Annotated in this window: 27 protein-coding genes and 1 riboswitch; of the genes, 15 read left to right on the top strand and 12 right to left on the bottom strand. The window is 66.0% G+C overall.

Annotation, left to right across the window (positions count from 1 at the left end):
• Nucleotides 1-54: 54 nt before the first annotated feature.
• Together FQU96_RS14085 and FQU96_RS14090 are read left to right on the top strand one after the other, a co-directional pair.
• Nucleotides 55-936, top strand: coding sequence for a LysR family transcriptional regulator (locus FQU96_RS14085; RefSeq protein ID WP_146541906.1), 882 nt, complete (start codon nucleotides 55-57; stop codon nucleotides 934-936).
• Nucleotides 937-996: 60 nt separating this feature from the next.
• Nucleotides 997-1,968 carry a diacylglycerol kinase family protein gene (locus FQU96_RS14090; protein WP_146541907.1) on the top strand — a complete coding sequence of 324 codons (972 nt, stop codon included), beginning with the start codon at nucleotides 997-999 and terminating at the stop codon, nucleotides 1,966-1,968.
• 137 nt (nucleotides 1,969-2,105) lie between these two features.
• On the opposite strand, the gene FQU96_RS14095 is transcribed toward FQU96_RS14090, so the two are convergent.
• Complete coding sequence (locus FQU96_RS14095) at nucleotides 2,106-2,348, bottom strand: hypothetical protein (protein WP_146541908.1); 243 nt, start codon at nucleotides 2,346-2,348, stop codon at nucleotides 2,106-2,108.
• Between the two features lie 194 nt (nucleotides 2,349-2,542).
• Here FQU96_RS14095 and FQU96_RS14100 point away from each other — a divergent pair, with 194 nt between their 5' ends.
• From FQU96_RS14100 to FQU96_RS14110, 3 genes are read left to right on the top strand one after another with little or no spacing between them, the layout of a single operon-like run.
• The gene (locus FQU96_RS14100; protein WP_146541909.1) at nucleotides 2,543-3,400 is read left to right on the top strand and encodes a hypothetical protein; all 858 of its coding nucleotides are present in this window, start codon (nucleotides 2,543-2,545) and stop codon (nucleotides 3,398-3,400) included.
• A gap of 44 nt (nucleotides 3,401-3,444) precedes the next feature.
• Nucleotides 3,445-3,612 carry a DUF1328 domain-containing protein gene (locus FQU96_RS14105; RefSeq protein WP_146541910.1) on the top strand — a complete coding sequence of 56 codons (168 nt, stop codon included), beginning with the start codon at nucleotides 3,445-3,447 and terminating at the stop codon, nucleotides 3,610-3,612.
• Between the two features lie 16 nt (nucleotides 3,613-3,628).
• Entirely contained in the window at nucleotides 3,629-4,012 is a 384-nt protein-coding gene (locus tag FQU96_RS14110; RefSeq protein ID WP_146541911.1) for a hypothetical protein, read from the top strand.
• A 91-nt stretch (nucleotides 4,013-4,103) separates the two neighbouring features.
• Here FQU96_RS14110 and FQU96_RS14115 read toward each other — a convergent pair whose 3' ends face one another.
• The 5 genes from FQU96_RS14115 to FQU96_RS14135 form a co-directional block, all read right to left on the bottom strand.
• Nucleotides 4,104-4,349: a hypothetical protein gene (locus FQU96_RS14115; protein WP_146541912.1), complete on the bottom strand. Its 246-nt coding sequence runs from the start codon at nucleotides 4,347-4,349 to the stop codon at nucleotides 4,104-4,106.
• 136 nt (nucleotides 4,350-4,485) lie between these two features.
• Nucleotides 4,486-4,692 carry a hypothetical protein gene (locus tag FQU96_RS14120; RefSeq protein WP_146541913.1) on the bottom strand — a complete coding sequence of 69 codons (207 nt, stop codon included), beginning with the start codon at nucleotides 4,690-4,692 and terminating at the stop codon, nucleotides 4,486-4,488.
• A gap of 28 nt (nucleotides 4,693-4,720) precedes the next feature.
• Nucleotides 4,721-5,218 (bottom strand): hypothetical protein, encoded by a 498-nt coding sequence (locus tag FQU96_RS14125; RefSeq protein WP_146541914.1) that lies wholly within the window; start codon nucleotides 5,216-5,218, stop codon nucleotides 4,721-4,723.
• Nucleotides 5,219-5,457: 239 nt separating this feature from the next.
• A complete protein-coding gene (locus FQU96_RS14130; RefSeq protein ID WP_255468151.1) occupies nucleotides 5,458-6,546 on the bottom strand; it encodes an MFS transporter in 1,089 nt (362 codons plus the stop codon).
• Nucleotides 6,547-6,941: 395 nt separating this feature from the next.
• Complete coding sequence (locus FQU96_RS14135; protein WP_146541916.1) at nucleotides 6,942-7,157, bottom strand: hypothetical protein; 216 nt, start codon at nucleotides 7,155-7,157, stop codon at nucleotides 6,942-6,944.
• A gap of 257 nt (nucleotides 7,158-7,414) precedes the next feature.
• Here FQU96_RS14135 and FQU96_RS14140 point away from each other — a divergent pair, with 257 nt between their 5' ends.
• From FQU96_RS14140 to FQU96_RS14150, 3 genes are all read left to right on the top strand, one after another.
• Nucleotides 7,415-7,804 carry a GFA family protein gene (locus FQU96_RS14140; RefSeq protein ID WP_146541917.1) on the top strand — a complete coding sequence of 130 codons (390 nt, stop codon included), beginning with the start codon at nucleotides 7,415-7,417 and terminating at the stop codon, nucleotides 7,802-7,804.
• 154 nt (nucleotides 7,805-7,958) lie between these two features.
• Entirely contained in the window at nucleotides 7,959-8,267 is a 309-nt protein-coding gene (locus FQU96_RS14145) for a hypothetical protein (protein ID WP_146541918.1), read from the top strand.
• Complete coding sequence (locus FQU96_RS14150; RefSeq protein WP_146541919.1) at nucleotides 8,257-9,414, top strand: tripartite tricarboxylate transporter substrate binding protein; 1,158 nt, start codon at nucleotides 8,257-8,259, stop codon at nucleotides 9,412-9,414. Before FQU96_RS14145 ends, FQU96_RS14150 begins: the two co-directional genes overlap by 11 nt.
• Before the next feature lie 14 nt (nucleotides 9,415-9,428).
• Here the strand turns inward: FQU96_RS14150 and FQU96_RS14155 are convergent, their stop codons facing one another.
• Complete coding sequence (locus tag FQU96_RS14155) at nucleotides 9,429-10,577, bottom strand: helix-turn-helix transcriptional regulator (protein ID WP_146541920.1); 1,149 nt, start codon at nucleotides 10,575-10,577, stop codon at nucleotides 9,429-9,431.
• A gap of 128 nt (nucleotides 10,578-10,705) precedes the next feature.
• Nucleotides 10,706-11,995 (bottom strand): tetratricopeptide repeat protein, encoded by a 1,290-nt coding sequence (locus tag FQU96_RS14160; protein ID WP_146541921.1) that lies wholly within the window; start codon nucleotides 11,993-11,995, stop codon nucleotides 10,706-10,708.
• A 156-nt stretch (nucleotides 11,996-12,151) separates the two neighbouring features.
• Here FQU96_RS14160 and ppk2 point away from each other — a divergent pair, with 156 nt between their 5' ends.
• Nucleotides 12,152-13,075, top strand: coding sequence for a polyphosphate kinase 2 (ppk2, locus tag FQU96_RS14165; RefSeq protein ID WP_146541922.1), 924 nt, complete (start codon nucleotides 12,152-12,154; stop codon nucleotides 13,073-13,075).
• Nucleotides 13,076-13,150: 75 nt separating this feature from the next.
• Here ppk2 and FQU96_RS14170 read toward each other — a convergent pair whose 3' ends face one another.
• On the bottom strand, nucleotides 13,151-13,330 hold the full coding sequence (locus FQU96_RS14170) for a hypothetical protein (RefSeq protein ID WP_146541923.1): 180 nt from the start codon (nucleotides 13,328-13,330) through the stop codon (nucleotides 13,151-13,153).
• Nucleotides 13,331-13,777: 447 nt separating this feature from the next.
• Between FQU96_RS14170 and FQU96_RS14175 the strand changes: the two genes are divergently transcribed.
• Entirely contained in the window at nucleotides 13,778-14,065 is a 288-nt protein-coding gene (locus tag FQU96_RS14175; protein WP_146541924.1) for a hypothetical protein, read from the top strand.
• Between the two features lie 223 nt (nucleotides 14,066-14,288).
• Here FQU96_RS14175 and FQU96_RS14180 read toward each other — a convergent pair whose 3' ends face one another.
• Together FQU96_RS14180 and FQU96_RS14185 are read right to left on the bottom strand one after the other, a co-directional pair.
• On the bottom strand, nucleotides 14,289-14,792 hold the full coding sequence (locus FQU96_RS14180) for a DUF6496 domain-containing protein (protein ID WP_146541925.1): 504 nt from the start codon (nucleotides 14,790-14,792) through the stop codon (nucleotides 14,289-14,291).
• 197 nt (nucleotides 14,793-14,989) lie between these two features.
• Nucleotides 14,990-20,869 (bottom strand): autotransporter-associated beta strand repeat-containing protein, encoded by a 5,880-nt coding sequence (locus tag FQU96_RS14185; protein WP_146541926.1) that lies wholly within the window; start codon nucleotides 20,867-20,869, stop codon nucleotides 14,990-14,992.
• Between the two features lie 358 nt (nucleotides 20,870-21,227).
• On the opposite strand from FQU96_RS14185, the gene FQU96_RS14190 reads away from it, so the two are divergent.
• The 3 genes from FQU96_RS14190 to FQU96_RS14200 all read left to right on the top strand — a co-directional run bounded on the left by FQU96_RS14190 (nucleotide 21,228) and on the right by FQU96_RS14200 (nucleotide 23,462).
• Entirely contained in the window at nucleotides 21,228-21,866 is a 639-nt protein-coding gene (locus FQU96_RS14190) for a tetratricopeptide repeat protein (protein WP_178130506.1), read from the top strand.
• A gap of 170 nt (nucleotides 21,867-22,036) precedes the next feature.
• Complete coding sequence (locus FQU96_RS14195; RefSeq protein ID WP_146541928.1) at nucleotides 22,037-22,315, top strand: hypothetical protein; 279 nt, start codon at nucleotides 22,037-22,039, stop codon at nucleotides 22,313-22,315.
• Between the two features lie 163 nt (nucleotides 22,316-22,478).
• A complete protein-coding gene (locus FQU96_RS14200; RefSeq protein WP_146541929.1) occupies nucleotides 22,479-23,462 on the top strand; it encodes a cation diffusion facilitator family transporter in 984 nt (327 codons plus the stop codon).
• Between the two features lie 110 nt (nucleotides 23,463-23,572).
• Here the strand turns inward: FQU96_RS14200 and FQU96_RS14205 are convergent, their stop codons facing one another.
• Nucleotides 23,573-24,142 carry a TMEM165/GDT1 family protein gene (locus FQU96_RS14205; protein WP_146541930.1) on the bottom strand — a complete coding sequence of 190 codons (570 nt, stop codon included), beginning with the start codon at nucleotides 24,140-24,142 and terminating at the stop codon, nucleotides 23,573-23,575.
• A 67-nt stretch (nucleotides 24,143-24,209) separates the two neighbouring features.
• Nucleotides 24,210-24,348: riboswitch (yybP-ykoY riboswitch) on the bottom strand.
• Nucleotides 24,349-24,504: 156 nt separating this feature from the next.
• Here FQU96_RS14205 and FQU96_RS14210 point away from each other — a divergent pair.
• Together FQU96_RS14210 and FQU96_RS14215 are read left to right on the top strand one after the other, a co-directional pair.
• On the top strand, nucleotides 24,505-24,705 hold the full coding sequence (locus tag FQU96_RS14210) for a heavy-metal-associated domain-containing protein (protein WP_146541931.1): 201 nt from the start codon (nucleotides 24,505-24,507) through the stop codon (nucleotides 24,703-24,705).
• Between the two features lie 65 nt (nucleotides 24,706-24,770).
• Nucleotides 24,771-25,178: a hypothetical protein gene (locus tag FQU96_RS14215; RefSeq protein ID WP_146541932.1), complete on the top strand. Its 408-nt coding sequence runs from the start codon at nucleotides 24,771-24,773 to the stop codon at nucleotides 25,176-25,178.
• Nucleotides 25,179-25,224: the final 46 nt, after the last annotated feature.

Raw genomic sequence — 25,224 nt, forward strand, 5'->3', positions numbered from 1 at the left:
CACCTCATAAGAGAAGCTGTTGCACCTCATGCCGAGCATAAGCGAAACTTTGGCATGCGCGACCTCAAGCTCGATCAGATCCACGCCTTCATGCAGGTCATCGAACTGGGCAGCTTCTCGGCGGCAGCCGAGCGGCTGCAACGCAGCCAGCCCGCCGTCAGCCTGCAAGTGCGGCAACTCGAACGACGGCTGGGCGTGCGGCTGATCGAGCGCGTGGGCAAGCGCGCGACGCCGACCAGCGCCGGCGTGTCGTTGCTGGAGCATGCCCAGCACATCGAAGCGGCGGTCGCGGCGGCCCTGGAAGCGATTGCGCCGCATGTCAGTGGCGCATTGGGGCGGGTGCGCGTCGGAACCGGGGCGACGGCCTGCATCTACCTTTTGCCGCCGGTGCTGCGCGATCTGCGGCGGCGCTTTCCGACACTCGATATCGCCGTCACGACCGGCAACACCGGCGACGTGCTGCGGGCGTTGGAAGCCAACCAGCTCGATGTCGGCCTGGTCACCTTGCCGGCGGCGGGCCGCATGTTCGAGGTGATCCCCGTGCGCGACGACCCGTTCGTGGTGGTCGGTGCCGCCGATGACGACCGGCTGCCTAAACAGGCAACACCGGCGGCGCTGGCCAAGCTGCCGCTGGTTCTCTACGAGACGGCCGGCCACACGCGCCGTATCGTCGATGCCTGGTTCGCGCGCGCCGGCGTGCGGCTGGCGCCGGTCATGGAACTGGGCAGCGTCGAGGCGATCAAGGAGCTGGTCGCTGCCGGCCTGGGCTGTGCCGTGCTGCCTGGCATGGCGATCCGCAAGGCCGAGCGCCTGCCGATCATCGCGCGCCCGCTGGTGCCCCGCCTGCAGCGCAAGCTGGCGCTGGTCGTTCGCCGCGACAAGGTCATCGGCCGTGGCTTGCGCGAGGTGATGACGGCAATCCGCCGCGCGGTGTGAGGGCGGCAACCTTTCCAGGGTCCCCTGCGTTTACCGACTTCCAGACGCAGGGGGAGACCGATGCGCGTCAGTCTGGTGTACAATTCCAAATCGGGCGGTGCGGCGCACTCAGGCAAGGAGCTCAAGGCGTTGCTGCGGGCTGCCGGCTATACCGTTGCGCACTGTGTCGACAAGAAGAGCAGCTGGAAGGCCCTGATCGACGATCCCGGCGAACTGGTCATCGTCGCCGGTGGCGACGGGACCGTCGGGAAAGTGGCAGCAGCGTTCGCCGGCCGCGATGTGCCGATCGCGCTGTTGCCCACCGGGACCGCCAACAACATCGCTCGCATGCTGGGAATCGACGTTCTGTCGCCGCAGGAGCATATCGACGGCCTGGTGCAGGCCCGGCATCGCGCACTGGACATCGGCGTGGCGAGCGGGCCGTGGGGAAAGCTGCCTTTTGTTGAAGGCGTCGGCTTCGGCCTTCTGGCGTCGGTCATGGCGCAGCTGCATGCACAAGACAAGCACAGCGATGCCAAACGCGATGATCAGGATTTCAAATTGTATCGCGATCGGTTGGCGCTGAAGGCACTCGCCGCATCTTATCGTCCGATCCCGTTGGCAGGCGCCGTGGACGGTATCGGATTTTCCGGCGAGTTTCTTCTGCTCGGCGCCATGAACATCCGCTCTGTGGGTCCCTCCGTCGAACTGGCACCCGGGGCGCAGGCGGACGACGGCCTGCTCGATATCGCACTGGTGCCGGCCGATCGGCGCCAGGACTTCATCGACTATTTAACGGATCGCCTGCAGGGCGCCGACACGCCGGCGCCGGCCGACGTGCGCCGCGGCCGCTGCCTGACGCTGGTCGCCAACCGCCACGATGCGCATATCGATGACCGGCTCTGGCGCGCGCGCGCCCAGCCGCCCGCGGTGTCGCCCGACGTGGAGATCAAGGCGCAGGCACAGACAGTGATGGTCCTGGCGCCACCGGCAGCCCGTCCCGAGGTGTCACAGACGCCGGCCGCGGTTGCCGATATGGCACTGGCGCCTTAGCGCTCGGGGACTCCGAGTCTCGCGACGCATCCATTGATGTCTCATCGCCACAGGCTCGAGGTCGCGCCATCCTTGCGAGCGGATGGCGCGACCTGTCTCGTGAAAATCAGCAGCGGGAGAGGCGCACGTGACACGTTCTAGTGACGTGCGCGGGCACGGCCCTTGGCTTCCGCTGCAGTCAACTCTTCTGCTTCAGGCGTGGACACCGCGCGCTCTGCCTCCTTGGCCGCGGCGGCCGGCTTGCCGGACTCGACGAATGTGTGGGTGGCATCGTTGTAAGCCTTCGCTGCCGTCCGGTTGCCTTCACCCTCGTTGGTCGGGGCACTGGCGTGATCGTCCGGTCGTTTCTCGCGATGGTCCTTTTTCTTCGGGGTGGTCATGACATCTTCCTCCTGGCTGTAGGGCACACGAACCTTGCAACGAGGTCGGGCGATGGTTGTTGCCAGGCAAAGTCGCGACGTCCTGCCAAGGCAGCGCAAAACAACAAGAAAAGGAACCCCATCCGCATCGCGGCGTTCACACGGTTGACGGGACCCGGCACGCCGGCATGCCCGCGCGCATGAGAGGGTGTGCCATGGCTGTCAGCGGGACGATCGTTGCCGAATCAATCGAACTACCCGATGGTGAGAGTTCAGCCGTCACGTGGAGCGCCATCATCGCCGGCGCCGTCGTCGGCCTGGCGGCGACGATCGCCATGGTGACCCTTGGGCTTGGCATCGGCTTGGCCCTGTATGATCCCTGGGCGCCCGTGGGTTCCTCGGCCAAGCAGCTGTCGATCGGGGCGGTGATATGGTTCATCACGGCCCAGCTGTGGGGCCTGTTCGTGGGCGGCTACGTTGCCGGCCGGCTTCGACGGCACGCGATATCGGGATCGACCGACGAGACCCGTTTCCGCGATGCCGCGCACGGCGCCGCCGTCTGGGCGATGGCCCTGATCATCGGTGTCATGTTGAGCGTCGTCGTGACGGTGTCGGCGGCGCGCACGGTGGGCCAGGCGGTCGCTGCGGGAGCCAGCACCGCCGCGGCCGGTGTTGCCGCGGTCGACGACGGTGAGATCGGCGTGCTGGTCCGGCAGTTGACCCGCAGCGGCCAGCCGGGCGGCACTGAAGTACGGCCGCAGGAGATCGTCGAGATTTTGCGGCGGAGCTGGATGCGGGGCGAAATGGCGGCCAGCGACCGCGACTATCTCGCCGGTATCGTGGCGCAGCGCACGGGCATTGCGGAGGCCGAAGCCAAGGAGCGCGTCGCACGCGCCGAACAGCAGGTGCGGGACGCAGTCCAGCAGGCGGAACAGCGGGCCAAGGAAGCGGCCGACAAAGCCAAGCGTACGGGCGCCTTCACGGCCTTCTGGGGCTTCATCGCCCTGCTATTGGGCTGCACGGGTGCGGTCGGCGGCGCTCTGCTGGGCGGCGCTCATCGGCGCGAGGTGTAGGCCGGCGATGCGGTGGTGGCATCCGTTTTCGGAGGAGAATTGACATGCTTCATTGGGCGCTGGTTTTCCTGGTCGTGGCGCTGATCGCCGCGGTCCTCGGCTTTGGCGGCATCGCTTCGGCGGCAGGCGGCATCGCCCAGATCCTGTTCTTCATCTTCCTGGTGTTGTTCGTGGTCGGGGCCTTGATGGGGCTGGCCGGCCGCAGCCGCTGACGGGGAGGACGCAGTCATGGCGCATCGAGATACCGCCGACACGACGCGACAGATGTGGGACGAAGTCGACGACCTCAAGCGCCAACTGAAGCCGATCGCGGCATCCATCGAAAGTGCGATCGCGACCGGCGGCGCCGATGCCAAGCGAATTGTCGACGAAAAGGCCCGGACATTTCTGAGCCTGGCGTCGCAACTGGTCGACAATCTGGCGCGCGACGCGGCCGAAGCCACCGGCACGCTGGCCGCCAAGACGATCAGGACCGCCGGTGACATCAAGGACGACGGTGTCGCCTGTCTGGAAGACTCGATCCGAGAACGGCCGCTGGTGGCCGTATCGTTCGCGTTCGCGCTGGGCTACATCAGTTCGCGACTGTTCCGGGGCCGTCGCTCGCGCTGGTAAGCCGCGCGTTCACCGTATGCATGATCGGCGATGGTCGTGGCGCATCGTCGCCCTGCCTTCATGTGGCCTCTTGGACTGACGGCGCAGAGCATCACGTCGGGCAGGGGACTTCTTCCACGGCAGCTTCCGCGAACAACGCACCCGTGGTCTGTTCCTCTTCGCCGGCTGCTGCACCACCGTCACTGGGATAGGCGATAAAGATCACGTCGCCTGTGGGCGTGATGCTGATGACGCGCCGAACCTCGCCGCTCCTGGTTTGGTAGCATTGGTTCACCAGGATTTTTGTGAAAGGTATGGTCATGGTGTTGGCCTCGTCGTGGCGCGTGACTGTCGTCATTGCCGCTGCGGCGACTGCAATAGAACGGCCAAGATCAGCCTGCGTTCCGCTCATACCGAGCAGAAGGCCGCGCCGTCGACGGGAGATCCGGGCACAGACCGCATCGTCGATATCGGTGTTCCCGCATCAACGCGCATCAATCCCGAGTTTCGCGGATCGCATCCAGGCGTCTACGGAACAACCGCGCGTTCAACAGCGTGGCGAAGCCGAAGAACAGCCGATGGTCCGCCCGGGCGATCCTGTAGTGACCAAAGGTCAGCACCTGGGCCGCCTGTTTCAGCGTTTCCAGTTGCTTCGGATCAGCCGCGATCTCAGCCGGTATTTCGACAACGGCTTCATACAAGGCCGGCGCTCCCACGATCGTTGGCAGGTCAGCGGGCGCGGTGGCGGTGTAACAGCGGCAGACGCATTTGCGCCTCCGTCCGCGGACTGGCGGCGACGCCCACCATTCCGTTCTTGAGAGACACGCTGCAAACCAGACGCTGGCAGGCTTCGCTCACGAGGGGATTGATGCAGCCCAATTGCTCCTCGACCTGGCGTGCGGTCGCGAAACGGATCTCGTGGGAGGGGCGGCAGCAGGTGCACAGCAGGCGCAGTTCCTGACCGCCGTCATAGAGCGTGCGCACCCGCAGCGGCTCGCCACGCCTGTCCATGAACAGGCGCGACGCGAAGCGCAGCGTGACCTTGCCGCCGGCGGCGCCACAGAAGCCGCAGCGCAGCGGTACCTCCGACAGGCGGCGCTGTCCGTAGGACCCAACGAGGCTGCGCGGGTCGATCTTGGAGAGGCGTCCGCACGCACCGCAGGCGACGTCCACCATCGCGCCACTGGCGGCAATGTCGTGGACCAGACGGGAAGCTTCGGTATTCATGAAAAGAACATAACATGAACATTCGTCGCGGTCGAGCCCGGAAATCGGACACGCATCGGGAGAATAGACTAAAAGAAGAAGCCCGCCGCGGTTGTGCCGGGCGGGCCAGTCAAAACGTTTGGGTAACCTAGAGAGCCGGCCGACACGAGAACGCTGATATCAGCCGGCGAGCGGACAATGAGCGCGCGCGCCCATCGTCGCAAGTAAAGAGCGGTCCGATTTGGATGCGATAGGCGGGCTTACGGCGCCTTGAGCAGCGGGCGGGCGGTGACGGCGACGCCGACCAGCAGCACGGCCAGAATGATGAAGGACACCGCCAGGTTCGTGGCATGCGCGGCAAAGCCGATCAGCACCGGGCCGGCGAGGATCCCCGCATAGCCCAAGGTCGTGACCGCCGGCACGGCGACACTTTCAGGCATCACGGTCTGCCGGCCGAGTGCGCTGTAAAAGACAGGCACGACATTGGCGCAGCCGGCGCCGACCAGGGCATAGCCGGCCAACGCCGCCTCCCACCACGGCGCGATCGTGGCGAGCGCCAGGCCGGCGGCGGCGCACAGCGAGCCAAGCACGACGATGCGTATGCCGCCCAGCGCCTGCACGATGCGATCGCCGCTCAGGCGGCCCACCGTCATCGTGGCCGCGAAGGCGGTGTAGCCGAAGCCGGCCTGCTCCGGCGTGACGCCGCGCAAGGTGGTGAGAAACACCGCGCTCCAGTCGAGCACCGCACCTTCGGCCAGGAACAGGATGAAGCACAGGATGCCGATCGCCAGAACGATGCCCCGCGGCAAGGCGAACATCGTGCCGCCGCTGCCACCGTAGGGCAGCAGGTAGGGAGCCGCGATCAGCAGTGCCGCCAGCAGCACGGCCACGACGCAGATGCCGGCGGTGAGCGGCGCGAGGCCCAGGCTCAACAGCCCGCTCATGCCGCCGGCACCGGCGATGCCGCCGAGGCTGAACATGCCGTGGAAGCCCGACATCATCGCCCGCCGGCTGGCGCGCTCGACGATGACGGCCTGGATGTTGGCAACACAGTCGAGCGCGCCCAGCGCAGCGCCGAAGCACAGCAAGGCCGCCGCCAGCAGCCGGGCATCCGCCACCACGGCCAGGATCGGCAGCATCAAGCAGATCAGCAGCGATGCCACGATCAGGACCATGCGGCAGCCGAAGCGGGCTGCAACGATGCCGGCCAGCGGCATGGTGACGATCGAACCGGCGCCGATGCACAACAGCAGCAGGCCGAGGTCACGGGCATCAAGCGCGGCGCGTTGCTGCACGTAAGGCACCAGCGGTGCCCATGCCGCGATACCGCCGCCGGCGATCAGGAACACCAGACGGGTTGCAAGCTGTTGTCGCGCGAGGGATGGGGAGGGTGACGATGCGGGAGCGGACACGAACGCGGGTGCTTCGATGAACCAAAGAAGCCCGACTATGTCGGGCTCACGGCCATCGGCGCAAGAGGCGTGTCAGTCGCGTTTCACCGCCACCGTCGATGCCATGTTGCGCACCGTGGCGGACAGGATCATGCCCAGCACCACGCCGATATTGATGCAGAGGAAGCAGAGCAGGAGCGTCATGCCGCTTTTGTAGAACCGATCCGCACGCCTGTCGACGACAAGACGAACCAGAACGGACCCACTGCAGCACGCTGCTGCATGATCTATCGGCCAAGACCGCGCTTCTCGGCCTTCTCCGCCCAGCCAGCGGGCGGAGAAGGGCCTTCCCATCAGTAGCTGTAATAAGCCGGGTGGTACCGGTCGCGGTCGTAGTAGTACGTCCTCGACGGGTAATAGTAGTAGGCCGTCGACGGGTAGACGACCGTACCGGCCGGGGGTGGCGCGTATACCTGGCGCTCCGTCCTCTCGGTGCGGACCGTACAGGCGGCCAGCGTTCCGACCAGCAGCAACGGCAATAGCGCCAACGGCGTTCGGATCAGTCTCATGGCTTCCTCCTCACGGTGAAGCTTGTGATGAGGTAACGCAGGGCGGTGCCCCGTGTTGCCAAGGCAATTCCGTGGCAGGTCTGGGATTGGAGCCACCCGACCAGGGTGATGCGCACTGCAATATCCTCGGCGTGGGTCAGCGACTGTGTCCGGACCGCCTATGCCGCCATCGATCATCGGCGATGACGGATTCGATCAAGATGAACAGTGCTGTTCAGTGTAGAGATTCCGCCATGTCATTTTGGAGGAGACGCAACATGGACCGATTCACCGGCGGTTGCCTGTGCGGCAACGTCCGAATTGTGGCGTCGGGACGCCCCTACAGGAGTGGCCTCTGTCACTGTCTCGACTGCCGCAAGCATCATGGCGCCCTTTTTCATGCCTCCGCGGTGTTCCCGCAGGATGCGGTGACGATCGAAGGCGAAACACGCGACTACAACGGGCGGTTTTTCTGCCCCCGCTGCGGCTCCTCCGTTTTCGGACGCACCGCAGACGAAGTCGAGGTGAACCTTGGCACCCTGGATGCCCCCGACCAGCTGACGCCGACCTATGAACTCTGGACCGTCCGTCGCGAGTCCTGGTTGCCGCCGTTTCCGCTCAAACGATACGACCACAATCGTGAGTCCAAGAGTCGCTCCGAGGCGTAGGTTGCGCGAAGGATTGCGGGTTCACCCGGTCGGGTGATGCACGCTGTGGCCAGCGTGCGTATCCTGACCCGGCTCTCGTCACTCGTCTCTGCGCCGGTGACCGAGCGCTGACACCGAGCGGTATAGTGCGGCTTGGATTGCTGTGGGGGCATCCATGACACCGGCGGAAGCGTCGCTGCTGGCGTTCTCGGTCTTCACCGGGGTGCGCCTGGTGTCATACCTGCCTCAGATCTACCGGGTGGCGCGCGACGAAAACGGCGCCGCCGCGATCTCCTATTCGACATGGGCGATGTGGACTGGCTGCCATGTCTCGACAGGCGCCTATGCCGCCATCAATCTCGATGATCACTTCCTGGCGGCAGCCAGTGGCCTCTACGCGCTGTGCTGCATGACGGTGATCGCCCTGACGGCGAGCAAACGCTATCGCTTCCGCTCGAGTCGCAGGAGCGCGCATGTCGCCTGACCGGCTCGCCCATGTCGGTAACGGCATCGTCTGCCTGTACGATAGCGGGCAGGGTGCATGCGGGATTAGAGTGACTGTTCTGGTAAAATCCTGGGAAGCCGTTCGCATGTGGCTCGACGTCACGCACTGCGGAGCATCCATACGGCGCGTGTTCCTGCTCGTGCTGCTGTGCGCCGGTCTCTGGACTGGTCCGGCTCAGGCCGTCTTTCCCGATCGGCCGGTGCGCCTGATCGTTCCGTTCCGTCCTGGCACCTCGGTCGACTTCATGGCGCGACTGCTGGCGCAATCCGTCGGCGCCAGCTGGGGACAGCCGGTCATCATCGAGTACATGCCGGGTGCGGCCGGCAGTGCCGCGGTGGAGCGCGTGGCTCATGCGGCGCCTGACGGCTACACGCTGGCATTGTCGACCGACGCGGCGATGGCGCTGAATATCGGCGTCCTCAGTGCGCTGTCGTATCATCCGCTGCGCGACCTTGCGCCGATCACGCAGCTTGCGGCGACGCCGAACATCCTGGTCGTCAACAACAGTGTTCCGGCCAAGTCGGTCGAGGAATTGCTGTCGCTGGCCCGCCTCAGGCCGGACGCGCTGCCCTTCGCCTCCGCCGGATACGGCACCTCGCAGCACCTGGCGATCGAGATGCTCAAGAGCAGCACCAACCTGCCGCTGGTCCATGTCGCCTACAAGGGGAGCTACCTGCACGACCTCAGCATCGGACAGGTCAAGGCCGCCTTTGCCAGCGTGCTCTCGGCTCTGCCGCTGGTGCGCAGCGGCCGGCTGCGTGGACTCGCCGTCAGCGCCGAGCGGCGTCTGCCGGCCGCCGCCACGCTGCCGACGATGGCCGAAGCGGGAGTCGCCGGGGTAGTGTCGTCGGCCCGGTACGGCATCGTGGCACCCGCCGGGACGCCGGCCGACGTCATCCGCGAGGTCCACGCCGCCTTTGTCCGCGCGCTATCGCAGCCCGATCTGCGTCGGCAACTGATCGATCGCGGGGTCGACATTGTCGGCAGCGCGCCGGAAGAATTCGCCACCGTCCTACAGGCGGACATTGCCAGGATGGCCCTGTTGATCGACGCCGCCGGACTGGCGCGGTTCGATTGGGATTCGCTCTATCTGCTGCAGGCCGATGCCGGCCACGTGCCGCAATGATGCCGCCGGCTGGCTTATGAACGGCTCGGAATATCCGGCGCGCCAGATGACAACAGGCCGATCGATGCCATCAGGCGTGCCAATTCGGCCTGGCGGTTGGTGCCGGTCTTGGCGAACACCTGCTGCAGGTGTGTCTTGATGGTGTTCGTCGACAGGCCCAGCTGGTCCGCCATTTTCGCGACGGCCACGCCCGATGCGGCCACCAGGGCAACCTTCGCCTCGGCCGCGGTCAGGCCGTAGGCATTCATCAGCCAGTCGACAGGGATCCTGGCATTGTGGCTGGGGTCGATGAAAAACAGCAGGACCGACGCATCGGGCAGGGCGGCGTCGGCGAAACGCCCGACATCGCGGCCCCGGACCGAGGTGACAAGGACCGTCAGCGGTTTGTCGGTGCCGGGCTGCGGCAGCTTCATCGCACCGCCGACCATGCCGCGCTGGGCCGCGGCAATGAGTTTGTTCAGCTGTTGCGCGCGGCCCGGCATGCGCGCTTCGATGCGCGCATGGCGCAGGCGGAACGCACCGGAAGGCGAATCGAGCTGTCGGGCGGCGGCATTGGCGTACAAGACGTGCCCGCGTCGGTCCAGCAGGGCAACGCCGATCGTGAGGTGGTCCAGCACGTGATATTCGGCGTGCTGCAAGGCACGGTAGGCGTCGAGGCGAAACCCCAGCGTGATCGAGCGGCATAGGTGCGGTGTCAGCGTCGTCAGCAGACGCCGCTCGCCGGTGCCGAAAGCCCCCTGGTGCGGACTGCGGCAGATGTTGAACGCGGCACGGAAGTCGTTGCGGGCGGCCAGCGGGATCATGGCATTGTGCGCGACGTCCTGCGGCCGCAGGACCTCGTCGAAGAACCCGGTCGACCGCAGCGACGACAACGGCACCACGTCATCGGAGAAGACGATGCGGCCGACCGGCTGCGACTCCATGGCGACCGACCATGGATTGAGCATGTGCCGCTGCTGGTAGACGCGATTGCAGTCGGGATCCAGCCGACCATTATAGTCGAAATAGACCCTGGCGGCCGTCAGCGACTGGCCGAACAGGATGCCGCCCTGGCTCCCGGTCAGGTCGGCGATCTCGGTCATAACCTGCCGCCACGCCTCCGGTTCGCTCGCGGCGTCGTAGATCAGGTCCAGGAGCTTCTCGGAGGGCGGTGGCGAAATCATCGATCCTCACGCCATCGCTGCTCGGCGATGCAGCGGTCAGGCGATGATAGGAAATGTGCGGCGCTGCCGCGAAGCGGACTTATAGGGACAAACGGTGACATCCCGGCCGTGCTGCGGGCCCCGCGTTGTCACGCTGCCCGGGGCGGCTCGGGGCGATTCACCAGGGTCAGGGCAGGCCGGTTGCTCGTGTGCGGGCCGGACGCTGTCGACTGGAAACCGAGGCGATCGACCAGCGCCTCGAAGCCGCGATCGCCATGCAGGCGATCGAAGGCCGGATCGACGACCAGGTTCAGCACGGCCGACTGACGGCGCTCAAAGGCCTGGCGCAGGCTGTCCACTGCCGCCGCGCCGTTGCCGGCAAGGGCCTGGGCTTGGGCCAACTCGTAGGCGCCGGATTTTCCTTCGTGATAGAGCGCCTTGCGCTCGGCCAGCATCGCCCGGCTCATGGCCGCCGGGCCGCCCAGGTCAAGGCCGCGTTGGCCGGCCTGTATGGTCGCGTGGCCCGCAGCGTCGCCGCGCAGGGTCGCCACGCGCAAGGCGGCCGTCAGGTAGGCGGCATGGTCACCCTGCGCCAGGTGGATCACGGCGAGATAGGCCTGGGGCGGCAGGAAGTCCGGCGAGGCCACGGCCAGCTGCGTCAGGACCGCCATCGCGTCGGCGTGGCGGCCGGCATGAAACAGGATCCGCCCCTTGTCGGCGAGCACCGCCCGGTACACCGGGTTCAGCGCCTGCGCCTGGCCGATCTCGGTCAAGGCGTCCTCGAAGCGCCCCATATGCATCAGGGCGATGGCATAGCGGTGATGGGCGAGCGATGACGTGGGATCCAGCTCCAGGGCACGCCGGAACGACGTCAGTGCCGCCGCGATGTCCCAGACACCGTAGAAGAGGACATCGCCGAGCAGGCTGTGGGCCTGCGACAATGTCGCGTCGATGGCAATAGCGCGCTCGACCGCGGTCCTGGCCCGGGTGTACGCCTCGTCGTCCGACATCAAGGTGAAGCGCCGCAGCTGCGTATAGCAGGTCGCCAGCCCGACGAAGCTTCCGGCATCGTTGGGATCCAGCGCAATGGCTTGCGTGAAATGGTGCTGCGCCCGCTCAAGCCCTTCCGCCGTCTGCATGTTCAGATAGTACATGCCGGCAAGATAGAGCTCGCGGGCCTGAGGAACCGGAGCCTGTGGCGCCCTGGCGGATTGTGTCGCCGTGGCAGCGTGTGCTTCGCCTTCCTGCTTGAGCCAGGCGGTCAGTTCATCCGCGAAGCCGAAGACCTTGGTCCCGCCAGCACCCGGCACGCGCCGCACCGGCAAACCCCGCGTGTGTGCCCAGCGCTTGACCGTGCGTTCGTTGCGGCTGAAAAAATAGGCAATCTCTTTCCATCCGTTCAGACGCCGATCGCCGGTTCCAGTCCCCGTCGTCCCCATGACCCCTTGTTCTCATGGCCATTTGAGCGATAGCGACAATACGCGAAAAACGGTCGCCGGTACATGTTCCACCGATGGAACTGCCGGGTGTCATGGCACTTTAACATCCGGATTCTAGCAAACGCGCTTCCCTCGCGGGCCTTCAGGAGCAGCACCATGACCACGTCGGACAAGCAGCATCTCAACGGGAAGGACTGGCTCGAGGCGGAACTCGCCGATACCCTCGATGAGGACTATGAGCTTGAGCTCTCCGAGCCGGCACTGTCGCGGGAAATCGCCAAGATCTACAAGGAGGCCCATCCGCCGTCGATCGAACGGCAACAGTATTTCCGCAATCTCCTGAGCCTCCAGGCCGAGCTGATCAAGCTGCAGTCCTGGGTGTCGCACACCAAGACCAAGGTCGTCGTGATCTTCGAAGGGCGCGACTCGGCGGGCAAGGGTGGCGTGATCAAGCGCATCACCCAGCGTCTCAATCCGCGTATCTGCCGCGTCGTGGCGCTGCCGGCGCCGACCGAGCACGAAAAAACGCAATGGTACTTCCAGCGCTACGTGACGCACCTGCCGGCCGGTGGCGAGATCGTTCTGTTCGACCGCTCGTGGTACAACCGCGCCGGCGTCGAGCGGGTCATGGGCTTTGCCACGCGCGAGCAGGTGGACGCCTTCTTCCAGGACGCGCCTGAGTTCGAGCGCATGCTGGTGCGGTCGGGCATCAAGGTCATCAAGTACTGGTTCTCGATCACCGACCAGGAACAGCAGATGCGCTTTCTCATGCGCATCCATGATCCCATGAAGCAGTGGAAGCTCAGCCCGATGGACCTGCAGTCCCGCGTGCGCTGGGAGGACTACACGAAGGCCAAGGAGGAGATGCTGGCCCGCACCAACATCGCCGAGGCACCCTGGTTCATCGTCGAAGCCAATGACAAGAAGCGCGCCCGCCTGAACTGCATCGATCACCTGCTGCAGCAGTTCCCGTATGCCGAGGTGCCGCACGAGGACATCACCCTGCCGGACCGCGTCTTCAATCCCAACTACGACCGTCAGACCCTGCCGGCCGAACTGTACGTGCCGCAGAAGTATTGAGCGCGCTTTCCGCAGGCGGCGAGGGGACAGTGCTCACGATGACAGCGTGAGCACGTTTGACCGGAGGTTGCGTCGCTATCGCCTGTCGGCCGCGCGCGCCACGCAATCGTTGTAGGCGGAGGTGCCGGGCTGATAACCGCGCGCCTGGCAGCTCTCGGCCGCGCCTGCCGGCGCGACGATCGTCTTCTCCTCGCGCACGGAACAGGCGCCCACCAGCGCGCATGCCAGCGCGGCCGCACCAAGCCGTTTCAACATTCGACACCTCCGAGAATTCAGCAGTCCCACCGCTTGAACGCGCAGCCGTCTGCAAGGTTGCCGGCAGGGCCGATCGAGGCCGTCACCGACGTCAATCCGGCCGGCATGAAAGGGCTGGGCAACGTCGGCACCAGCCGTCACCAATGCCATCGATCACGCCACGAGCAAGCGTGTCCGGCAGCGAACGATCCATCTGGACGATCTGCGGACGGCATAGAACGCGTTTTCGCCTCGCATCGTTGTGTGTCAGAATCTCGGCGTCCTTCTCAGGAAGGGGCAGAGTACGAGCGGGGCTGACCGGACGCGATGGAACAGCGGTCTGACGCAAGAGCGAACCAGCCTCAGGGAAGGCGCTATCGCACGTTCTGGATCGTCAGCGCCTGCATACTGGCTGTTCTTGTCGCTGTGTCTGTCGTGCTTCTGGCCGGCCTTCGCTGGCTCGATACGATGCCCGTGGGAACGGGTGAGGAGCGGCGCTCGCCGGACGGCCGGTTCACGGCGTCCGTCATGGACTATACGGAACGCCATTTCCTGACCGGCAAGCCTCGGCGCTGGTTCGAGTTCCGTGTGACCGGACCCGGCGTCGCCCACAAACTCACCAGCACGCCTTTCCCCGGGCCCTATTTCGGGTCGCGCTCCTCGACCCGGGTCATTGCCTGGGAGCCCGATTCCTCGGCCGTTCGTTTCGTCTTTCCGTCGGCCGAGCTTCGGTTCGAAACAGGCGCAGCGAAGTAGGCGCGTCACCCGGCATGCGTTCGAGGGCGCTCGCGATCCGGGATGATCACGTCCTGCTGCTGCCGAGACCGTGTGGTTTTCCGGGTGGCAACGGAACCTTTCCCGATGTCCTGCGTCAGCAGGATGGCGCTGCATTCCAACTCCCGGCGCCAGCCTCCCAGCGAGGTCGACCGCCGCACTGCCTCTCCCCCCGGTGCGGCGGTCTTCGCTTGCCCATGCAGTATCAGGCTGCCCGCCGCTTGCGCGTGCGCGCACCCTTGCGCGCCGCGGCGCTGCGCCCGGCGGCGCCCTTCGTGCGTACGGCCTTGCGGGCGGCGGCAGTTCGCTGCGAAGCCGTCCGCTGACGCGCGGCGCTGCGAGTCTGCCGTGACAATGCGGCGCGTGAAGCGGTGCTGCGCGGCTCACGCTTCAGTACCTTTTTCACCGCACGCGCGACGCGCGGCCGCCGCCGCGGTTTGCGCTTGCCCTGGCCCACCTCGTAGGCATAGCGGGCGCTGCGGCGGGTGCTCGATTTGGCCTCACCCTGTCGCGGTGGGGGCAGGTCGACGCCGGCCCGCCGCGCTTCGGACAGGCCGATGGCAATGGCCTGCTTGGCCGAACGGGCGCCATGCGCGCCGCGGCGGATCTTGTGAACTTCCTCATGGACGAACTCGCCGGCTTGCGTCGTGGGCGACTTGCCGGCGCGCTGATCGCGCCGTGCTTTTTCAATGGTCCGTTTCTGTGGCATGAGACGCTCCCAAAGGCTGATCGGCACGCTGCGATGCGTGCCACACCTCTGCGCAACGTCCATGGCGTCGAATTGATCCGGCCGTTGCAAACGCCCTGGGAGCGCGGCCGTCCCGCCCGCTTATCTCTTGGTACGGCGCGTGCGGGCGCCGCGAAGCTTTCACCGGAGATGGCGGGCGGGACGCCCGCACTCTCAGGCTAGAAGCGCAGCGTCAGGCTGCCCTTGACGGCGTGGTCACGGGCCTTGGTGGCGAACTGGCCGCTGTAGGTGAGGCCGAACCTGGCGTAGTTCGTCACGTCGACGTCGAGGCCGGCCTCGACGAGCAGGCTGTCACGCGCGATCGGCACGCCGACGACGGTGAAGGGGTCGCTGCCGGTGCGGAAGGCCAGGCGCTGTTCCGGTGTCACGTCGCCGAAGGCATGGCGCCAGCCCAGCGTGCCGCGCACGGTCGCGACAGTCGTGTCGGACGGCGCCGTCACCGTTGCCGCGGCGCGCAGGCCCAGGGTGCTGAATCCCATGTCGAAGGCCTGGCGGCGGCCGGTCAGCGCGGCCGCGCCGCCGGTCTCGTTGATGCGGTCGCTGCGGTAGTTGACGTAGGCGAGGCCGGCGAAGGGCTCGACGGAAACGCGATCGAACGACAGGGCGTAGCCGGCTTCGCCGAAGATCTGGGTCGTGCGGGCGTTGTAGTCCGCCTTCAGCCGGTCGGCGACGCCCGGGAAGGCGACACGGCGCGTGGTGTCGATGGCGTGCCAGGTGAGGCTGGCGCCGGCACGCAGACCCAGCGCACCGAGCTGGCCGCCGCCATAGAGGGCGACATGGACGTTGTCGCTGTGGCCGGAGGAGGCGCGGCTGTCGACGTCGAACGAGGCGCGCGTGTAGCCCGCGGCCAGCCCGACGCGCCAGGTGCGCTCGAACGTGGCATCGACACCGATCAGGAACCCACCCAGCGAGCCGTTCAAGGTGCCGGCGTTGCCGTCGCCGCTGCGCTTGCTCCAGGCGCCGATGCCCTGTGTCCAGGCGGCGATGACGGTGTCGCCGGTTGCGGGCGCAGCCGGGGCTTGTGCGAACAGGCGGGCGGCGGCATCGGCCGGCGTGGCGTCGGGAATGACGCCCGGCGCCGTGCCGGCGAACGCCATGACCTTGCCTTCCGGCGCCAATGCGGTCGCCGGCCCGGCGGCGCCGTATGACTGCCGCACGCGGCCGATCACGGCGTCGCGCAGGTACTGGGATTGCCCGACCATGGTCGCGGCGGTGCTGGCATGGATCTCGCCCGACAGCAGATCGAAGGCGCGGCGGATGCTGGCGGCGTCAGGCAGGTTGGCGATCGCGTCGTAGATGGCGTTGCCGGCGCCCAGGCTCTCGGTGCCCGTGCCCGTGGCGCACTGGTTGCCGGTGGCCGCGATGCCGCAGAACGTCACGGCGTTGCGCGTGACATCGAGATAGACGTTGGTGGGATCGTAGCTCAGCAGCAGGTCGATCAGCGGCAGGCTGGTGCCTGTCGTGGTCAGGCCGCCGAACGTGCCGTTCACGCCACCGTTGGCGGAGAGGATGGTATGGCGTGTGCCGGCCGTGTAGGTGCCGGTCTTTTGCACCTGCACCGTGCCGCCGCTCAAGGTCGCGATGCCGGTGGCGACGATGCGGTCGGCATTGTTGGCCGCGTCGATCTCCACCAGATAGGTCGAGCCGGCCGCGAAGGCGACGTCGCCGGCGACGTTGATCGTGCCCACGGAGTTGCCCGGCGACACCGTGCCGCCGCTGTTGGCGGTGATGCCACCCACCGTGCCGCTGCCGCCCAGGACGCCGCCGTTGACCGCCACCGTGCTGGCGATCGTGCCGTTCACGATCAGGCGCCCGGCGTTGACGGTGGTGCCACCCGTATAGGTGCTGGTGCCGGTCAGTACCGTTGTGCCGGTACCGTTCTGCTGCACCGTGCCGGTGCCCGAAATGACGCCGTCGACGGTGAGCGTGTTGGAGCGGTTGAACGCCAGCGCGCCGTTGTTGGTCACGTTGCCGGTGATGGAGCCGGTGGTGCCGCCGTTGCCCAGCTGCAGGGTGCCGGCGTTGATCGTGGTGCCGCCGCTATGGGTGTTGGCACCGGTCAGGGCCGTGGTGCCGGTGCCGTTCTGTTGAACGACGCCGGTGCCGGAAATGGCGCCGCCGACGATCAGCGTGTCCGACCGGTTGAAGGCCAGCACGGCGTTGTTGACCACATCGCCTGCGATCGACCCCGTGGTGCCGCCGTTGCCGAGCTGCAGGGTGCCGGCGGTGATGGTCGTCGTGCCGGCGTAGGTGTTGTTGCCGGTGAGGATCAGCGTGGCCGTGCCGGTCTTGGTGAGGCCGCCGGTCCCGCTGATCACGCCGCCGACGGTGAGATCGGCATCGGTCTGGAACGTGCCGCCGGCGGCATTGAGCGTGACGTTGCGCGCCGTCACGAAGGCGGCGGTGTTCTGCAGGGTACCGCTGTTGAAGGTCAGGCCGCCGCTGGCACTGCCGAGATTGGTATCGGCCGACACCGACAGCGTGCCCGCGTTCAGCACCGTGCCGCCACTGTAGGTGTTGGCGCCGGTCAAGGTTGTGGTACCCGTCCCGTTGTGCTCGACACTGCCGGTGCCGGAGATCACACCGGCGAAGGTGACGGCGTCGGACCGGTTGAAGGCGAGGATGGCGTCGTTGGCGACGTCGCCGACGATCGAACCGGTGGTCCCGCCGTTGCCCAATTGCAGCCGGCCGGCGGTGATCGAGGTGCCGCCGGTGTAGGTGTTGTCGCCGGTCAGGATCAGGGTGCCGGCGCCGGTCTGGAACAGCGCGCCGCCGCCGTCGATGGGCACGGCAAGGACCAGCGTGTCGGTGAAGTTGGCAACGATCTGGCCGTCGTTGATGATCAGCGGTGTCACGATGCTGCCGGCCAGGGCGCCGTCGCCGAGAAAGAGGATGCCGCTCGCATCGATGATCGTCGGGCCGGTGACGGTAACGACGGCACCGTCGGCGACCGTCAGCGCACCAGGGCCGCCAAAGGGATCGCCGATTCCCAGCCCGCCAGCGATCGTCCAGGCCGAGCCAGTGCCGGTTACGGTGATGGTAGAGGCCATGCCGATGAAGGCATCGCCCAGGCTCTCCAGCCTGCCGCCGTTGCTGATCGTTGCCGTGGCGATGTCGAACGCGCCGATCACAGTGTCGCCGCTGGCCGTGGCGACGGAGCCGGGGCCGGTAATCAACAGATTGGCGCTGTTGAGCAGGTCACCGGTCTGCAGCCGGCCGCCGTTGGTGATGGCGAGCGTGCCGAAGCCGATGTCCGTGAGGCCTGCGGTGAACGAGCCACCGTTGATGTCGAGCGTACCACAGCAGACGCTCAGTATGCCGCCGATGCTGCTGGTGCCGGTCAGCGTCAATGTACCAGCTCCTTCCTTTTCGAAGGAGCCATTGCCGTTGATCGAACCGGAGAACGTGGTGCTCTGGTCGTTCAGGCCAACGACCAGTATCGAGCCCGTGCCGATCACGACCAAACCGTCGCCGGCCAGCGAGCCAGCGCCGGCAAAGATGCCACCGTCGAGAACCTCCAGGGCGGCGCCGGCATTGACGGTGATGGCCGACAGCGGCGAGAGCGCCGTGGACGTCGCTGCCAGCAAGGTGCCGGCATTGATGATCGTGGGGCCGTCGAAATTGTTGTTGCCGGTCAGCGTCAGGGTCGCGGTGCCGGTCTTGGTCAGGCCGCCATCGCCGGTGATGTCGCCGCCGATTTCGAGGTCGGTGTCGGTCTGGAAGGTACCACCCGCGGCGTTGAGCGTGATAGCGCGCATCGTTGTGAACGCGGCGGTGTTCTGCAGCGTACCGCCGTTGAAGGTGATGCCGCCATTGGGATCACCGAGATTGGCGTCGCTGGATACCGACAGCGTGCCGGCGTTGATGATCGTGCCGCCAAGATACGAATTGGCGCCGGTCAGCACCGTGGTCCCGGTGCCATTCTGCTCGACGACGCCGGTGCCGGATATCGTGTTGGCGAACGTCACGGTATCGGAGCGATTGAAGGCCAGGATGCTGTTGTTGACGATATCGCTAACGATCGAACCGGTGGTGTTGCCATCGCCCAGTTGAAGCCGGCCGGCACTGATCGTGGTGCTGGATAAGGGGAAGATATTGTCCGATGTCACCACCAGGGTGCCAGCACCGCTCTTGACCAGCCCACCAAAGAACGGCGGCGTGATGGTTCCGGCCTGCGTGGCCGTTCCGGTAGCGACCTCGAGGGTGATCGAGGCGCCCAGGCCCGCCAATGAGCCGATCTGGTTCGTGATGGTAATGCCATCGGCATATCCGAGTGTCGCGCCACCATTGATCAGAACCAGGCCTGTACCGAGCGCTGAACTCGTGCCGGCCACCAGGGTGCCGAAGAAAATCTGGGTATTGCCGGTGTAGGTGTTGTTGCCCGCCAGGATCGTCGTGCCGCTACCGACCTGTATGACGATGCCTGTCCCAGAAATCGCGCCAACGAACGTCACGGCATCGGACCGGTTGAACGCGAGGCCGCCGCCATCGAGGACGACATTGCCGGCGATTGCGCCGCTGGCGCCACCATCGCCGAGCGCCAGCAGCGCACCGCCGCGGATGGTGGTGCCGCCGGTGTAGGTGTTGTCGGCCGTGACGCTGACGTTACCGGACCGAACGTCGACGGTGCCGTTGCCGGAGATCACGCCAGCGAACGTCACATCATCGCTGCGGTTGAACGCCAGCGTGCCGTTATTGGTCACGTTGCCGACGATGGATCCGGTGATGCCGCCGTTGCCGAGCTGCAACGTGCCGGCGTTGATCGTGGTGCCGCCGGAATAGGTGTTGGTGCCTGTGAAAATCGTGGTGCCGCTGCCGTTCTGCTCGACGGCACCGTTGCCGGTGATGTCGTTGGCGAACGTAAACGTGTCAGAGCGGTTGAACGCCAGGACACTGTTGTTGGTGATGTTCGCGGTGATCGAGCCGGTTGTTCCGCCAGCGCCGAACTGCAGACGCCCCGCATCGATCGTGACGCCGGCGACATTGGTGCTGTCGGCGGTCAGAACCAAGGTGCCGGCGCCGACCTTAACGACCGGGCCGGCGAACGTCGTGATCTCGCCCGCTTGCGTGGCGGTGCCGCTGGCGACGCCGAGATTCACGGCGCCCGGCGCAAAAGATCCAGCGACCTGGTTGTTGATCGTGACGCCGTCGGCGTAGCCGAGCGTGCCGCCGGCGATATTGACGATACTGAGGCCCAACGCCGTGTCGCTGCCGGCAACAAGAGTACCGTTGAAGATGTTGGTGTTGCCCTGATAGGTGTTGTTGCCTGTCAGCACCGTCGTGCCGGTGCCAACCTGGGTGATCAAACCGATACCAGAAATGTTGCCGTTCAGCGTCAGGGTGTCGGATCGATTGATCGAGAGCGTGCCCGTGGCGAAGGGGAGCGTGCTTGCCAGGACCACGTCGCCGACAATCGAGCCCGTCGTGCCGCCGTTGCCCAGGTGCAATACGGCACCATTGATCGTCGTGCCGCCGGTATACGTGTTGTCGGCCGTAAAGATGGTGACAGGAGGTGAGAATGTGAAACCAGCCTGCACCGTCACCGCACCGTTGCCGCTGATCTGCGCGGCGAGAGTGTAGGGCACGAAGGCGGTGTGGTTGATATTGATCGTGCCGGTGCCGGCACCGAAGGTGACGGTCGTGGTATTGAGCTGGCCGACCGGAGCTGTGCCACCGATGGTCAGGGTACCGGTCGAACCGGCCTGGTTGGCGATGATGACGGATCCGGCCGTCAACGTGCCGCCCTCACCGAGGGTGAGTTGCCCTGAGGCCGTATCGCCGACGATGACAGTGCCCGCTGTCGCCGGTGCGCCGGCGATGATGGTCGGGCTCGGTGTTGTCGTGTCGAGCACGACGGTCCCGGCATTTGGTACTGCGGCCGGGGTCCAGTTGCCGGCGTCGAACCAGTCGCTTGACGTGGTCCCGGTCCAGGCCGTCTGCGCCCGCGTGGGCGAGGAGGCCGCTGCCAGTGCAATCAAACCGATTGATAGAAAGGTGGACGACTGCAACCAGGCGTGCAGACGCGAACGCGTGGACATCGGTACCAACTCCCCCAAGAGCCGGACTTTGATTGATCTAGCGATGCATTTATCCGACTAACGAACATTTAGCGTATGCCTGCGATTTTGTCCAATGCAGCAATGCAACTATCGCTATGTTTTCAACAACTGGATCAACCCAGGACGGCCGTCATGGCGCGCGGCAGGCCGTTGCCGCGATCGTCCTGTTGCTGGACCGACGACGGGACCCGGTTATTCCCGTGTTCGCTGCCATCGCGCGTGTTCTCACGGACGATTTTGGGTGTTCTCATTCGAATGGATGACGCGTGAGGGACCACCTCCCAGCATCTTGCGCCCGGCACTTGCCGCCGACAGCGCGGCGCCGAGGGAGTTCCCCATGAGCCAGTCCGTGATCGAGCGGCACGCTCGTCGTGTCTGGAAAGAATGGTATCCGCTTGCCGCCGCCCGGGCCTCGTGGCTTCAGGTGCTGCTGGGGTGCTCGTGCGCCGTCGTCGTCCTGGCCGCGGCGATTTCGTCGGCGTCGTCGCTGCCGCAGCCGCAGCCGGCTGATGGGGCGGCACCAGCCGGGGCCTGGCGCGATGATGCCGACAAGGCGTGGATCGCCGTCCATGCCGGCACGTTCAAGATCAGGAACGCAAGGCTGGAGGGCAGGGCACTGGCCGTGGCTCACTACGAGCGCGGCAACGCCTACCGGGCGATGCGCGACCACTACAGCGCGCTGGCCGACTATACGGCGGCCGTGGGCGCCGATCCGGCGTTCGCCGAGGCTTACGTCATGCGTGGCCTGATGCATCAGGCCACGGGGCACGTCGACAAGGGCATCGCCGACTATGATGCGGCAATCGGCATCAATCCGGACCTGGCCGTGGCCTATTTCAACCGCGCGATCGCCCATCATGGGCAGGGGCGCCTGCAGGACGCGGTCACCGATTTCGCGCGCGCCGCCAAGCGCGGCCATGTTGCGGCCCGCGATGCGCTGCTCGAACTCGGCGCGCCGGCCCAGGCCGAGCGGTAGAAGCACTGCCGTCATCCTGGCCGTGCCCGGGATGACGCCGTTGTGATGGCAGGTCATCGTGTCGAAACATTTTGTTACAGGGGAGAGACACGCCCGTCACGCGCTCCTTCCACATCTTGCCGCATCACCCAGGCCGTCGGCCGGGTGGCAGCAAGTGAGAGGAGTTTCCGATGAAGAGTCTCGTGATCATTGGCACCATGGTGATGACGGGTGCCCTGGCGCTGGCATCGGCTCAGGCGCAGATCATGACGCCTCAGTCAGCGCACGCCACCGATGGACATCCGTCATGCAGTGCCCAGCCGGCGGGAGGGGGCGACTGCCATGTCCACGACCGGCAGACCTATTTGAAGGTGTTCGTCGACAAGCCCGATCCCCGGAGCCAGCCCCATGCCTGGGACGAGTACCGGGAATACGATCGGATCGAGAAGATGCAACAGAACGGCGGCTAGTGCCGCACAGCCCATAAATTTTGTACTACAGGAAGCACGGCGCCCTTGACGGGCGCCGCGCCGCATTTTGTTGACAAGGGTGGTCGTTGCGTCCATCTATCAAACAACTATTCAAGTGAGCAATTGTACGTAACGTTATAACACTGGTGCAGGAACGACAAAGATGGCCGCGCACGCGCACCACGATCACGATCATGGCGGCAACCACAAGGGCCACAGCCATGCCCACGGTCATGGCCATGCGCATGGCCACGGTCACGCCCATGGTCCGGCCAACTACAATCGTGCCTTCGCCGTCGGCATCGTGCTCAACCTGGTCTTCGTCGTGGTCGAGGCGGTGTACGGTGTCCTCGCCAATTCGCTCGCGCTGCTGGCGGACGCCGGCCACAACCTCAGCGACGTGCTGAGCCTGGTGCTGGCCTGGGGCGCCGCGCTGCTGGCACAGAGGCGTCCGACGGCGAAGCGCACCTACGGGATGAAGCGCAGTTCGATCCTTGCCTCGCTGACCAACGCTGCGCTGCTGCTGGTCGCCGTCGGCGGCATCGTCTGGGAGGCGGTCCATCGCTTCGGCAAACCCGAGCCGATCGCGGGCGGCACGGTGATCGTGGTTGCCACCATCGGCATCGTCATCAACGCGGTGACGGCATTGATGTTCATGTCCGGCCGCAAGGGCGACCTCAACATCAAAGGCGCCTACCTGCACATGCTCGCCGACGCCGGTGTGTCGTTGGGGGTGGTGATCGCCGGTGTGCTGATCATGATGACGGGGTGGAGCTGGCTCGATCCGGTGGTCAGTCTGGCCATTGCGCTGGTGATCACCATCGGCACCTGGTCGCTGCTGCGCGACTCGCTCAACCTCGCACTCGATGCGGTGCCCGAGTCCGTCGACCGTCAGGCGGTCGAGACCTATCTCGGTGCGCTGCCGGGTGTCACGGAAGTCCACGACCTGCACATCTGGGCGATGAGCACGACCGAGGTGGCGATGACGGCGCATCTGGTGCGGCCTGGTGCTGCGCTCGACGACGGGCTGCTCGCGCGCGCCGGCCGCGAGGTGCGCGAGCGCTTCGGCATCCACCACGCGACCTTCCAGATCGAGGCCGGTGATCCCGACCATCCCTGCCGGCTGGCGCCTGCTGACGTCGTGTGATTTTGGACCGCGCGCGTCCACGCGCGCATTCGCTCGCAGCGAAGCGAAGAGCGAAGGCTTTCGGCGCTAGCGCGCCGATGCGGGCGTGGACGCCCACGGTCCAAAGGGAATCACATGATCGACACGCCCGATAGCGACAGCACGCCGAGCGTGGCGAAGATCGCGGCAGCGGCCCAGCGTACGTATTTCAGGTTGATGCGGTGAGCGAAGCGGTCGGCGATCAGGACGGCAGGGACGTTGGCGAGCATCATGCCGAGTGTCGTGCCGATCACCACCGGCAGCAGCGCGCTGAACTGCGCCGCCAGCGCCGCCGTGGCGATCTGTGTCTTGTCGCCGATCTCGGCCAGGAAGAAGGCGATGGTGGTGGCGATGAAGGCGCTGCCGGCATAGGCACTGTTGCTGCCGGCGTCGTCGAGTTTGTCGGGAATCAGTGCCCACACGGCAATCGCCAGGAACAAGGCGCCCAGTGCCCAGCGCAAGGTGGTGGGATCCAGCGCCGTGCCGATCCATTCGCCGGCGAGCGCCGCCAGCGCGTGATTGGCGAGGGTCGCCACGAAGATGCCGAGGATGATCGGAACCGGCTGACGAAACCGGCAAGCCAGCACCAGCGCCAGCAGCTGCGTCTTGTCACCGATTTCGGAAACGGCGACGACACCGGTCGAGGTGAGAAACGCGTACATGAAGGAATCCGGGGGCCGAGCGCGGGTGAGACACAATGGACATCAGCATCCGCCGCCCAGCCCGGGTGTCGGATACCGATGCCAAAGGTCTCGCTAAGCGTGCCGTTTCCGGCGTCCGCCGCTCGCGCCATGGTGACCTCGCGGTCGCCAAGTCTGTTGACGCAAGCCCCTCTCGAAGAGGTCGGCTACTCCCCAATGACCGGGCGCTTGGTAGGGCTTTTCCGATCAGAAAGCAAGAACGTGCGCAGGGGCCGGATGAGGTGGAACGCCGCACCGCGCGCCGTGAATGGAGGGCTTGACCTTCCCATGGTGGGAAGCCCCACATTCACCGCGACACCAACCGCGTCTCATAGGAGTACACCATGCTTCGCTACACCGTACCCTCGATGTCATGTGGCCACTGCGCTGCGGCCATCGAACGGGCCGTGAAGGGCATCGATCCCCAGGCCAGCGTCAGCGTTGATGTTCGGGCCAAGGAAGTCTCGATCCGCAGCAACGTCGAGCCAGCGCGGTTGGCCGACGCGATCCGCGGTGCCGGCTATGAACCGCAGCCGGCCGCCTGACCTTGCATCCCGGAAGATGAACAGCCTTCTTGCGGACGCAATCGGCGATCATTAGGTTGCGTACCATGACTGGTTGCCGGCGCTTCCTCCATGTGCTGTTGGCGTGGCTCGCGATCGTGGCCTACGTGACGCCCGTGACGGCGCATAGTACCCACCGCATGCAGACGCCTGCGACGATGGGCGTGGGACACGGCTGCGACGGTCATGATGGACAGGCCGCTGTGTCGATGCCTGGACCCGTCACGCCGGCTGCCACGGATCCTGGCAATGATCCGAGTGGCGATCACAAGGCCGGTTCCATGGCGTGTTGTGTGGCGATGTGCGTGCCGGCTCTGCCATCGCCGGCGCTGACCGGTTTGTGGACGCCGGCGGTCCATGCCACCAGCGACCGCCCGATCCTCCACGGTGTCGTGGCTGCCTTCGTCACGCGTCTGGATCGACCGCCCAAGTTTCGCGTCGCGCCGATCGGCTGACGACGCCCGCATCTTCTTCTTCGCTGTCGTCCTCGCAGCCGAGCGC

Origin of the sequence: Reyranella sp. CPCC 100927, assembly GCF_007859315.1 — a bacterium.
In the GTDB taxonomy this organism is placed as follows: Bacteria; Pseudomonadota; Alphaproteobacteria; order Reyranellales; family Reyranellaceae; genus Vineibacter.